Source organism: Inquilinus sp. KBS0705, assembly GCA_005938025.2.
Classification (GTDB): Bacteria; Bacteroidota; Bacteroidia; order Sphingobacteriales; family Sphingobacteriaceae; genus Mucilaginibacter.
In genome coordinates, this window is the sequence record VCCI02000001.1 from 198,018 (window position 1) to 210,865 (window position 12,848).

General features: G+C 43.1%; 10 protein-coding genes. 5 read left to right on the forward strand and 5 right to left on the reverse strand.

What is annotated here, in order from left to right; all coding sequences use genetic code 11:
• Window positions 1–23: 23 nt before the first annotated feature.
• Window positions 24–923: a hypothetical protein gene (locus FFF34_000925; protein ID TSD65994.1), complete on the reverse strand. Its 900-nt coding sequence runs from the start codon at window positions 921–923 to the stop codon at window positions 24–26.
• Between the two features lie 164 nt (window positions 924–1,087).
• Between FFF34_000925 and FFF34_000930 the strand changes: the two genes are divergently transcribed.
• From FFF34_000930 to FFF34_000950, 5 genes are read left to right on the forward strand one after another with little or no spacing between them, the layout of a single operon-like run.
• Window positions 1,088–1,963: an SDR family oxidoreductase gene (locus FFF34_000930; protein TSD65995.1), complete on the forward strand. Its 876-nt coding sequence runs from the start codon at window positions 1,088–1,090 to the stop codon at window positions 1,961–1,963.
• Window positions 1,964–1,983: 20 nt separating this feature from the next.
• On the forward strand, window positions 1,984–2,907 hold the full coding sequence (locus tag FFF34_000935; GenBank protein TSD65996.1) for a helix-turn-helix domain-containing protein: 924 nt from the start codon (window positions 1,984–1,986) through the stop codon (window positions 2,905–2,907).
• Window positions 2,908–2,950: 43 nt separating this feature from the next.
• The gene (locus FFF34_000940; GenBank protein TSD65997.1) at window positions 2,951–3,166 is read left to right on the forward strand and encodes a hypothetical protein; all 216 of its coding nucleotides are present in this window, start codon (window positions 2,951–2,953) and stop codon (window positions 3,164–3,166) included.
• A complete protein-coding gene (locus FFF34_000945; protein TSD65998.1) occupies window positions 3,160–3,534 on the forward strand; it encodes a type II toxin-antitoxin system VapC family toxin in 375 nt (124 codons plus the stop codon). The genes FFF34_000940 and FFF34_000945 overlap by 7 nt, the downstream gene beginning before the upstream one ends.
• A gap of 4 nt (window positions 3,535–3,538) precedes the next feature.
• Window positions 3,539–3,826, forward strand: coding sequence for a hypothetical protein (locus FFF34_000950; GenBank protein TSD65999.1), 288 nt, complete (start codon window positions 3,539–3,541; stop codon window positions 3,824–3,826).
• On the opposite strand, the gene FFF34_000955 is transcribed toward FFF34_000950, so the two are convergent.
• The 4 genes from FFF34_000955 to FFF34_000970 form a co-directional block, all read right to left on the reverse strand.
• The gene (locus tag FFF34_000955) at window positions 3,823–4,755 is read right to left on the reverse strand and encodes a DMT family transporter (GenBank protein ID TSD66000.1); all 933 of its coding nucleotides are present in this window, start codon (window positions 4,753–4,755) and stop codon (window positions 3,823–3,825) included. The two genes, FFF34_000950 and FFF34_000955, sit on opposite strands and share 4 nt — an antisense overlap.
• 240 nt (window positions 4,756–4,995) lie before the next feature.
• Window positions 4,996–8,247 carry a TonB-dependent receptor gene (locus FFF34_000960; GenBank protein TSD66001.1) on the reverse strand — a complete coding sequence of 1,084 codons (3,252 nt, stop codon included), beginning with the start codon at window positions 8,245–8,247 and terminating at the stop codon, window positions 4,996–4,998.
• Window positions 8,248–8,445: 198 nt separating this feature from the next.
• Window positions 8,446–9,888, reverse strand: coding sequence for a hypothetical protein (locus FFF34_000965; GenBank protein TSD66002.1), 1,443 nt, complete (start codon window positions 9,886–9,888; stop codon window positions 8,446–8,448).
• 85 nt (window positions 9,889–9,973) lie between these two features.
• On the reverse strand, window positions 9,974–12,715 hold the full coding sequence (locus FFF34_000970; protein ID TSD67928.1) for an outer membrane beta-barrel protein: 2,742 nt from the start codon (window positions 12,713–12,715) through the stop codon (window positions 9,974–9,976).
• Window positions 12,716–12,848 lie beyond the last annotated feature (133 nt).

The window sequence follows — 12,848 nt, forward strand, 5'->3', positions numbered from 1 at the left end:
GGCCGGAGGCCTTATAATAGCAATCACTTCCCTTTAACAAGCATTCCTGTTTGCCAATCCCGGGCTATAACTAACCCGTTTTTCAATAATACGGCTTCAATTGGCTGGCTTCCGGTTTTGCATTGGTAATCAATCTTAAAATATTTATTTAACCCTATTACATCACCGCTGAAAGGGCGGGCTACAATGCACCAATCGTTTTCTGCATTAAAACTAAACTTGCCTATAAATTGCGAACACCCCTCTGCTTCATCCTGTAATTTAATTGCTTGTTTAACTTCCCAATTTTCTAACCTAATAAGAGTGTCGTAATCTGCAACCCAAATGCTATTGTTTATGATGACTGGTTCGGGGTTCCCACGTTTACCAGCCAGCGTAACTTTAGCTATTATTTTGCCGTCATTTAAACTATATCTGTAAAGGAAACTGTCGCGCTGCACAGTAAAAATAAGCTCATTACTAAATTCGGTTACACTGGTTAACCCCTGATAGCCAAAATCAAAAGCACCATTTTTAAACCACTCGATTTTTTCATCCTCTAAGCAAATCATATTTGCCTTTATTTTTATAAGATGAAATTCTCTATCGTCCGCTAAAGCAAATGCACATATATAATACTTGGGTATAAATTGGCTGAATGAAATATCACCCGTAAACGAAGTTTTGAAATTGTCAAAATATATTTTGCAATACTCCTTTTTTGGCTTCTTAAAATGATGAACAGAGATGGCTATTTTAGAATCTTCGTAATGATGAACAATAGAAAAATATCCATCAATGCCCTCTGTAAGGGTTAAGTGCTTCGCGTCGGATATTTTTATGGATGAGTGTTGTTGCTCAACGCCATTATAAACCCACAGGGTGCCCTTATCTATCCACCCTAAATTCGAGATTGCTATTTGCAAGCTTTCGTTAAAAATCATAGTGAATAAAACTAAATAAAATATGACAATTTATTACCTGCTGCCACGCGTGCAGCGTGTGTCTTGTAAGATCACCATTTTACCGTTTCGGCTAAACTAAACGCAGATTTGGATAAATCCGCCTGAACAAAGCAGCGCATCTTTGTTTAACAAAAATAAACAAGATGAAAGTATTTGTTACAGGGGCCACGGGCTTCATTGGTACTGCCATTGTGCAGCAATTATTAAGTGCCGGCCACCAGGTATTGGGACTGGCGCGTTCAGATGCCTCGGCCCAAAAGCTGATAGCTGCAGGGGCAGAGGTACAACGCGGCGATTTGGAAGACCTGGAGAGTTTGCGTAATGGCGCTGCACAAGCCGACGGCGTGATACATGCCGGCTTTATACACGACTTTACCCGCCTTGCCGAAGTTTGCGAGGTAGATAAAATAGCTATTGAAACGATAGGCGAAGTACTGGCCGGTAGCGACCGTCCCTTTATAGTTACATCGGGCACAGCAATGGTAGCTCCCGGTAAATTGGCTACCGAAGATATAAAGCCACCCGTAAACCCGGCATGGCCGCGCGCATCTGAACAAGCAGGGGATGCCGCAGGTGCCGCCTCTGTGCGTTTATCGCCATCGGTACATGGCGAGGATGATAAGCATGGCTTTGTACCCATATTGGTTAACATCGCCCGCGAAAAAGGATTTTCGGCCTATATAGGCGAGGGGCTTAACAGGTGGAACGCCGTGCACCGCTTAGATGCCGCGCGTTTATTTGTTTTAGCGCTTGAAAATGCCGAGCCGGGCGTCCGTTACCACGCATCAGCCGAAGAAGCTATTACCGTTAAGTCTATTGCCGAAGCCATAGCCAAGCAATTGAATATACCGGCCAGATCAATAACCCCCGAAGTCGCGGCAGAACATTTTGGATGGTTTGCCCATATGGCAGCGGTAGACTGCCCATCGTCGAGCCGGTGGACGCAGGAAACTTTAAACTGGCAGCCTACACATGCTACCTTGTTAACCGATATAGCCAACGGCATTTATACCCAATAAATTAAATATTTTTATACATTATGAGCAACCCGCAGCTTTTCCGTTTCAAAACCATTACCGAATACCACCGGGCTGCGGGCCTGCCCAAGCCTGCGCACCCGCTCATCAGTGTAGTGCATATGAGCGACATTAACAGGCCATTGATAGAAGGCCCCTATAACATCATCTATGATTTTTATTCAATAGCGATGAAAAGGATGCCGCACGCTAAATTTAAATACGGCCAGCAGGCAAGCGATTTTGATGAAGGAGTGCTGTTTTTTATGTCGCCGGGCCAGGTTTTTGGGGTAGATTGGCTAAAGGGTGCCACCAGGCATAAGCCAGAAGGCTGGATGATCCTTATTCACCCGGATATTTTGTGGAACACGCCGCTTGCAAAAACTATCAAACAATACGAGTTTTTCTCCTACTCGGTATACGAAGCGCTTTTCCTTTCGGACAAAGAAGAAACGATGCTTACCAGCATTGCCAACAATATCGAACAGGAGTATCATGCCAATATAGACCGTTTTAGTGCAAGCGTTATCATCGCCCAGCTCGAACTGCTGCTAACCTACTCGGAGCGTTTTTATCAGCGCCAGTTTATCACCCGCAAGGTGGCCAGTCACGAGATACTGACCAAACTGGAAGACCTGCTGAGCCACTATTTTAATAGCGGCTTGCTGGCGCAAAAAGGCCTGCCCAGTGTAGCCTATATTGCCGAAAGTTTGAATATTTCGCCGGGGTATTTGAGTGGCCTGCTAAAATCATTAACGGGCCAAAACACACAGCAGCACCTGCACAACAAACTGATAGAACTGGCAAAAGAAAAACTATCGACTACTAATTTAACCGTAAGCGAGATAGCCTATGAGCTTGGCTTTGAACATTTGCAGTCGTTCAGTAAGCTTTTTAAAACTAAAACCAACCTCTCGCCAATGGAATTTCGCCATTCCTTTAATTGATTTAAGCTAGGATTTTTTATCCAATATGATTAAATTTGTCTATATGGAACAGTTAATCATTAATATCCCTGAGTCGAAAAGCGCCGAGATAAGGAAATTTTTGAAAACGATGGGCGTTCTTATTGATAGTCCGAACAGGTTTAACCTGGAAGCCTATAAGGCGAAAATTGCTAAAATTAGCACATGGTCTGAAGATGAACTGAAAGCATTGGAAGAAGGCCGGAAAGCTATTGACAACATTAAGCCGCAGGAATGGTAATTGATACCTGCATATTTATTGAACATCTGAGGGCAAAAGACAGGGCCAAATCTATATTAGCTACCCTGTTTACCAATGAACCCATATACGTATCCGCAGTAACAGTATTTGAACTGTATAGCGGTGCCACTACTCCCCAAAAACGACAAGATGTAGCAGCAGTAACAGAGGACCTTACGCTGTTGCCTTTTGATGCAGCGGTAGCCGCCAAAGCAGGGGATATTTACCAAACGCTTAAAAAGCAAAATAAGCTAATTGGCGTGGCCGACATCATGATAGCAGCAACTTGCCTAACCTTTGACCAGCCTATACTGACATCAAATAAAAAACATTTTAAACAGGTTGAAAGCCTTAATGTGCTTCCATAATAAAATGAATACTTTAACCGACTTTAAAGCATCGTTAAATAATGATCAGCCCGCAGGCAACCTATCGGTGCAGCTAATAAGCCTCTGGTATGATGGCAAAGACAACTGGCAAAAAGCGCATGCAGAGGTAGATCAGCTTACAGATAAGCAGTCGGCATGGGTGCATGCATACCTGCACCGCAAAGAGGGCGACATTTGGAACGCTGATTATTGGTATAGCAGGGCCGGTAAAACCCGCCCCAACTTGTCGTTAGACGAAGAGTGGGAGCAACTGGTATCCTATTTTCTTTAAGCCGGTACTTTTTGCTTTTTCTTAAACTCCACTTTGGTTAAATAAACCCCGCCCAATATGATAAACAGGCAGGCTATTTGGCCTATCGTAATGGTTTCGCCGTAGTACCAGCCCCAGCCAAAGGCAACAAAGGGTATCCCGTAGCTGGCCGTTGAGGTAAACAATACGCTGGTGCGCTGTACCAGGGCGTAAAACAGCATCCAGGCTATGGCGGTGCCCAGCATGCCTAATGTACATACCGCCAAACAGGCTTTTATATATTTAGGCTGGTGCAGCGGCAGCGCGAAAAAGCCGCTTTGCCATAGTATAAGTAACGATGGCAACGACACGGCTATAAGCGAGAAGGCGGTGATCACCATTGGGCTTACACCATTTAAATGGCGTTTTACCATTACTATGTTAAGCCCGTAAGATATGGTAGCCAGTATAACCAGCCCGCCGTAGCTAACTTGCCCTGCGCTGCCGTGTTTTTGCACATAATACAGGGCCACAATACCGCCAAAACCGATAATGATACCTATAATTTGGTTAACAGGGATGCGTATACGAAAGAAGATAAAACCCAGTATGATGGCAAAAATAGGGGTGAGGGAGTTGAGCGTACCGGCAAAGGCGCTGTCTATCCGGGTTTCGGCAATGCAGAACAAAAATGCGGGTAAAAAACTGCCAAACACACCCGAAAATACCAGCCAGCCCGATAGCTTGAACGGTATTTTGCTCCAATGCCTGGCCAGCACGGGCGCCAATACTACGCCTGCCGATATAATGCGGATAGCGGCTACCTGTACAGCGGTAAGCAAGGGTTTGCGGTCATCATCGTAAAGGCCCAGCTTCATCAGAATGAACGAACTGCCCCATATAAGGCAGATGGATAAAAACATTAGCCAGTTAACTACTTTAGGGGGCAAAAACGAGGGGCCGGGTTGCATGCTGCAAAATACGGATAAAAATGCAAAACGTGAATGTTCGCCGGGCGAGTGACTCACCCCTGCCCCTCTATACGCTCCGCGTAAAGAGGGGTCTTTTTTTCTTACTCTTAAACCCTCTTTCCGCAGCGCGGAGAGAGGGTCGAACAGCGAAGCGCATTCGGGGTGAGTCAACCAAGCGGTATCACAACAAAAAAGGCTCCCGGATTCCGGGAGCCTTTTTTGTTATATAAACTTTGGTTATTAGAAAGCGTAACGCAAACCAAATTGCATTTGCCAGCGTGAAGCAAACAGATCCACAGAGTATGGTACTCCCGGATCAACAAATGTGTATTTTGGATAGCTGGTTGCAATGTCGCCAAATGCAGGGGTTGTAGCCGGTTTTAAACCAACACTTGATGTTGAGTTAAACGTATTTGCCGAGAAGTAATACTGGCCCCATTTTTTGTTTAACAGGTTGGTTAGATTAACAATATCGTAAGTAAAAGTAATTACCTGTTTACGTTTGCCGCTACCAAATTTAAAGTCCTGAGCAAAACGGAAGTCAAGGTTGTTGTTCCATGGGGTAAACGCGCCGTTACGCTCGGTGTATTTACCGCGGCGGCTGCTCAGGTACTTGTTGTTGTTGATGAAGGCATCAAATGTAGCGGCTTGTTGTGCTGCTGTTGCACCACCTGCAATATCGCTAAAGAAATTAACGGTTTCGCCGGTTTTAGGTATGTAAGCCAAACTTACTTGCTGGCCTGTACCATCTATTGAGCTTGGCAGGAAGCCGTAAGTAAACGGATTACCCGATTGCGCGCTCAGGAAGAAGGTAAAGTTTGCAGTATAGTTATTTGATTTATCCCAGTTGATCATGTAGTTGATGTTCGACACGATGCGGTGGCGGATATCAAAGTTTGAGTTAGCTAATACAGGGCTGTTTGGATTAAGCGCCTGGTTTAACTGCCAGTTACTTTCCATCGAGTTACGTATACCGTTGGTGATATCTTTTGAATGACCGTAAGTATAGGCAACTGAAGTGTTTAAGCCAAATGGGAACAACTTAGCTACCTGCGCGGTTAAGCTGTAACGGTAACCCTGGTTGGTGTTTGATAACAGGTAAGCATTGGTGTATGATGGATTAATACCTTTGTTTACAAATATTGGCTGTTGTTTTTGGGTATCGTAAGTATAGTAACTTACCTGGTCGGTAGTGTTTACCTGCTGGAATTTAAGATCGTGTATTACTTTAGTGTATATACCTTCTACAGTAAATTTCCATTTATCGGCAGTAGTATGGTCATAAGCCAGGTTAGTACGCCATACCTGCGGCATTTTAAAGTTGTTGTCAATTAAATCTACCTGGGTTGGGCCGCTGGCGCTGGTATTTACACCACCTTGCTGGTTAACAAAGTTTAAACCACCGTTGTTTGGTGCCTGCACAGGGTTGGTACCCGGTGTAAACGGACTTGACGCTGATTTATGATCGTAAGCACCGTAGGTGTTACCGTTGTTGTAAAACGCGTAACCAAACCATGCAAAAGGTACACGGCCTGTAAATAAACCGCTACCACCACGTAGTACAGATGTTTGATCGCCGTTGATATCATAGTTAAATGATACGCGTGGGTTTATCTCAACATTGTTCAAATAATTGTTTTTGATATCGGCAGGTTTGGTGTAGGTAAAGGTAGTGCCGTAGTTAGGGTCAACCGGTGCACCGGTAGTTTTTGAGCTAAGCGGCTGTTTGTTTGGTACGCCGGCATAATCAAAACGGATACCTGCTGTTAACTTAAAGTTGTCGGTAAGTTGAATCTCGTCCTGGCCATAAAAACTCATCAGGTTAACCTTAAAGCGTGCCGATGGGTTATTCATGATGTAATCGCGGCTATTGTCTATATAGTTATAGTTAGCACGTACACGCGATGGCGAGTTAGCTAAGAAGTTAGCAATACTGCTGTAAGCAACACGGCCGTTCCAGGCGTTTACAAAGTTGTAAGTAATGTCGTAAAACTCGTTGTGTGTACCAAATGTCCACGTGTTTTTACCTGATGACAGGGTAAAGTTGTCGGTAAACTCTGTAGTTTTTTGGCGCATGTCAAATATAGCGGCCTCACGGTCGGTACCTAAAAATATGGTGGTACCCGGTGTGTTACCTGTTATCTCTATTTGAGGCAGGGCAGGGTTTGATGTAGGGTCGCGGAAATCGTGAACGTTTGAGTAACCAATTACCAAGCTATTGTTTAACGTGTTGCTAAACCTTGTTTTTAACTCGGCAACTGTTGATGACGAGTTGTTATGCGATGTATAATCAATACTGCCAAAACGGAAGTTTTGCTGATCGCGCTCCAGGTTGGTAGCTGTTGATGATATAGTGTTGTTACGTAAAGTTAACTGGTTTTTGTCGTTGATGTTCCAGTCTATACGGTTAAAAAATTTGTTTGATCTTGAAAAGATAGAAGTGTTGTTGTAAGTACCTGCATCAAAACCATAACCTTTCATGGTGTTTGATATGTTAACGGCATCTTGCAGGGTAAGTATATTAGCCGAACCTGCTGTACCTGCACCTGCAATAACAGGGTCCTGGCGGCGGGCTATCTCAGCATTGGTGAAAAAGAACAATTTATTCTTTACGATAGGGAAGCCTAAGCGTATACCGCTTTGGTAATCATGAAAGGTTGAGGGTATTTTTGAGCCATCACCACCCGAAGCAGGGCTGGCGTTGTTTGGGCCCACTAAAAATGCGCCACGGCCGTAACCGTATATCGAACCTGTGAAATCGTTGGTACCGCTGCGGGTTACCGCGTTAATACTACCACCTAATACGTTACCAATTTTAATATCGTATGGGGCAACTAATACTTGTATATCCTGTATAGCATCTAACGATACCGGGCTGGTGCGTGTGCTGCTACCTACCTGGCCCGATGCGTTTGACTGGCCTCCTAATGATGGGCTAAAACCAATGGCATCGTTATTAATGGCACCATCAAGTGTTACGTTGTTGTAACGGTAGTTAGTACCCTGAAACGAGTTATTGTTGCTTTGCGGGGTTGTACGCGTTAAATCTTGCAGGCTACGGTTAATAGTAGGCATGTTGCGTATTTGGTTTTGGCTTATGCGGGTACTTGCACCTGTTTTGGTAGCGCCTCCCGAAGCGGTAACCCTAACCTCTTTAAGCGAGGTGGTTTCGTCAACCAGTAAAAAGTTGAATGTAGCGCTACCTAATGATAAGGTAATATCGGTACGTTCGTCTTTTTTGTAGCCAATAAATGTAGCTGTTAATGTATATGGCCCACCCGCGTTAATGTTGGGGATGGTGTAACGGCCTTCGGCATTTGTTTGTGTGCCGTAGCGTGTGCCTGTGCTGGTGTTTACAGCAGATATGCTTACACCCGGCATTGATATGCCTTTTTGATCGATAACTTTACCACTAATTACCGCAGTTGTAATTTGCGCGTTTGCGGCTGCTGTAAAAAGTAGTGTAATGATTAGGAAGTAAAACTTTTTCATCGTTTTGTGGGGGATAATTTTATCCTACAAAAGTCGACGTGTTATATTAAGCCTATGTTAACGATGTATTATTATTAACAATTATTTAATGAAAATAAGATGAAATTTTAACCACCAGTTTATACTTCTATTTTGTAATTAAAATCAAAAAAAGGGGCTTACCAATTGGCAAGCCCCTTTATATGTTGTTAAGTTATATTATTGATTAACAGCACCTGGAGTAGTGTAAGCAAGTACTTGTGGGTTAAAGTTAGCCCAACCTGATGTCCAGTCGGTAGTACCGAATGCACCACGGTAAGCAACTTTCTCAAAAAATGCACCTGTTACTTTAGCATTTGTAAATGCCGCGCCGGTTAAAGCTATCGAACCTGTTTTAGGTAAGAAGTTCGGCGTACCAGGGTTAGCAAAATCTGATGAATATTTAAACGGATCGGTTAATAATGCATCAGCATATAAAGTTTGATCGAAGATGTTAGCTGCTCTTAAAGCAGTTTCAAACAAAGTTTTGTTCTCGCCCTTAACTTCGTTGCCTTTTTTATTGCTTCCGTATACAATGTTGTTAACAAATACTAAACGGCCGGCAGTATAGTTGGTTGAAGTAGAGTTAGGTGTAGTTACTTTAGAATCGTCAATGTAGATACCTTCAACATAACCTGCAAAAACAGAGTTTAAAATGCTTTCGGCAGTATTACGACGAAGTTGTGCAGCATGTGTAAAATTAGCATTGATGTTACCAGCAGTTGCGCTTGCTACAGGGCCTACCATTGTCATGTTTGAGAACACCGCTGATGTTTGTGGTGTTTTATCAGAACCAGAACCATCGTTATCAGATTCGAAACCGTTTGAGCCCGATACGTCGGCAATTGTTGGATAACGCTGACCAACACCAAATTGTACGTGACCAGAGTAACCAAAGTCGGTATCAAAATCGTCATCTAAACCACCAATAGCTAAAAGGTGCTTAGCGTTTACAGTACCACCAAACCACTCGAAAGAGTCATCGCCTGAGCGGTAAACCTGGATGTAATCAAGTGTGGTACCTGCACCTACGCCACCCATTGTAAGACCATTGATCTCGTTGTCGGGTGAAAAAGGTATACCACCGTACTCGATACGTACATATTTTAACGAACCTGAATTGTCGTTAGCATCAGTACCACCGTATTGGATATATTTAGCAGCATCGCCTTTAGCATCTAAACCACCTTCGATACCAACGTTGTCGCCTTGGTTAACCGGTGCTTTACCTAAAAGGATGATACCACCCCAATCGCCTGCAGAGCGTGTGCCTGCTGCAAATGATGAAGTAAATACAATTGGCTTGCTGGCAGTACCTTCGGCCATTATTTTAGCACCACGGGTGATGATCAATGTACCCTTGCTTGATTTTTCGCCTTTTACTATAGTACCCGGTTGTACTGTTAATGTAGCACCATCGGTTACGTAAACAAATCCTTTTAAAAGGTAAATTGAATCTGCGCTAAAAGTTCTGTTTTTAGATATGTCGCCACTAACCTCTACAGTTGTTGATTTAGGCTCTACAGGCGGATCAACAGGTGGGTCAATAACAGTATCCTTTTTTGAGCAGGATACGATAGCGATACTTGCGCTAAGCGCTAAAAATAATAATGATTTTTTCATGAGAAATTACTGGTTTACTTTTTTGACAAAGTAACGTTTGGCTTGTTAACCAAACGTTAACTGTTGTTTAACAAATAACTTAGTTTTAAAATGTGTAATTAAATGATAATGAGTAGTTTGAACCAGTATTGTAACTTTTAAATGTGTAACCTGTGCCCGATGGGATGTAAGGCTTACCATTAAGTTCATATTGGAAATTATATTTCTGATTTAGGATGTCGGCACCGCTAAATTTTATCTCGCCTTTGCTTTTTAACACCTTGTATCCAACCTGAAAATCGAGCACGTTACGCGGCATTTCATATATGCTGCTAAAGCGGCCGCCACCAGCGTAAAATATGCGTTTGCCAAGGCGGTTAAACAGTAGGTTTAACGATAGTTTGTTATCCAGTTCGGTATGTGTTAAACCGGCATTTACCACATATGGCGATTGGCCTACCAGCGGGCGGGTTTTTTCTAAACGCTGTGTACCATCACTGGCATTGGTAACTTTTGATTTGTTGAAAGAGAAGTTGGTGTAAGCAGTTGTGTTTTTAAAGAATGTACCACCGTTAACAAAATCAAGGCTTTTGCGCAGTTCCATCTCAAAACCATAGACATATGCCGATTTCGCGTTAAAGTAGCTAATGGTAGTTGATGAGTTGGCATCATCTATAACCGGCTCAATGGCATCAGTAAAGTTTTTATAAAATGCTGATACCGAAAATATTTGCCCTGCCGATGGGTAAAACTCATAGCGCAGGTCGGCGTTATCAATCAAAGTCCTTTTTAAGTTAGGGTTACCTTGCAGGGTAGCTAACAATTCGTAATCGTAGTAAGCAAATGGTGCAAGCTCCCTAAACTCGGGGCGTGCAACTGTACGATAATATGATGCCCTTAAGTTGGCTTTTTTTGTTAAGGCATAAGTAAAATTTACTGATGGCAACAGGTCAAGGTTGTCTAACTCGGCACTTGTTGGGGTGCTGGTAGTTGTGCCGGTGTATAGCTTCAGGTTAAATTTCTCGGCCCTTAAACCATATACTATCCTTGTTTTTTCGCCTAGTTTGCTATCCAGCATTAAGTAGCCGGCATTGGTTAAACTGTTGGCGTTGTAAGTGTCGGTAGGGCTTGCCAGTTCTTCTAAACCATAAATGCCTGTTTTAAGTACATTGGGGCCAAAAAGGGTTTGTATAGGCCTTTGCAATAAAGCATTTACATCGTAGTTGCTGTTGCTTTCGTCAAGTACAAGGCCCAGGAAACGTGCGTTAAAGTCCCTGTCGCGATATTGCGAGCTTATACCTGCCTTTAAATTACTGTTTAAAAAGTTTACGGGCACGTTGTAATCTATCTTACCCGAGTAAATATTTTCGTTAAGGTGCGAAAACACGCGTGCATTCTCTTTACCTAAACTAGTAACGGTGGCGTAATATGGTTCGCCTACGTTACCTTGTCTGTAGTTGATCTTCTTTTGATCGGGCTGATCGTTTATTACATTGCTAAAGCCCAGGTTCCATTTTATTTTCGAGCTTTTTTCGCCTAAGCGGTGCTCACCTTCAATGGTCGATTTAAATAAGGCTTTCTCCAAAAGGTCAAATGCGTAAAAACGGTTGTCTGACGATGACGTGCTTGTATTTGAACCAGTACGATAGGTAAACTGATCGTCGAATATACGGTTGTAGATATTTTTAAAGGTGATCTTACTTTTACCAAAGCTGTAGGCAAAGTTAGCCAAACCGCCAATATTGGTCGAAAATTTATTTACCTGATTATGGTAATCATAGTTGTCAAACTGTTGTATCAGGTCGGGTGTAATGCTTTGCGTGTTACGGTAGGTTAAACCAATGGTAGTACCAAAACGGTTTTTGTTTTTGCCTATCTCTTTTACGTTGCCAATAGTTAACTGGTAGTTTTGGCCCGGCAAAGCGGTGCTTTTATAAATGTTAAAATTGTTATTTAAGCCGCTTATGGCCTGCAGGTTTTGGGTTGGGTTAAGCTGCTTGTTTACTATTTGGCTGCTGCTTGGGAAATTGCCCGGCAGTTTACGGCTGGCATCATCAAAGCCCAGATAATCAATACCGCTGCGAAAACCGCTGCTAAAATCTTTAAAGGTGCTTTGTGTGTTATAGCTATAGCCTATACCCAGGGTAACAAAGTTTTGATCGGGGATATCCTTAGTCAATATTTGTACGCTGCCACCGGCAAAGTCGCCTGGCATATCCGGGCTGGCCGTTTTGCTGATGATGATATTATCTACCAGGTTTGATGGTACAATATCAAACGAGAATGCTTTACGGTTAGGCTCGGTACTTGGCAATGGAGCGCCATCAAGCGATGCTGTGTTGTAGCGGTCGCTTAAGCCACGTACTACCACAAATTTATTATCCTGTATGGTTGCACCGCTTACACGTTTAAGTACGTCGCTGGTGTTCCTGTCCGGCGATTTTTTGATCAGCTCGGATGATATACCATCTGATATGGATACGCTGTTTTTTTGGATGGCATATAGTGCGCTTAACGATTCCTGCTTGTAAGTAGCCCTTACAGTCACCTCTTTTAAGGCCTGCGATGTTGATGCGGCCATGGTAATATCAAGCGGTGTGGTAGCACCTGCCTTTACTTCAATATCAGATATGGTTTTGCTTTGGTAGCCAATGTATCTTATTAATACAACGTACTTGCCGGGTTCAAGCCCCGTCAGTGTGTAATGGCCCTCAACATCGGTAGCGGCGCCTTTTGTAGTGCCCTGTATGCTAACGGTGGCACCTATCAGGGTTTCGCTGGTTTTCTCGTCAATTACCTTACCGGCTATGCGGCCGCTGGTTTGCGCTAACGATGTGTTTACTGAAATAATAGAAATAAATAGAATACTAACTGCTGATATAATTTTTTTCACGCTACAATAGTTTAATGGTGCAAAACTATTATGCAGATGTTAGTTGAATGTTATGTGCGTATTACCATAACAGTGTGTTAATGTTAAC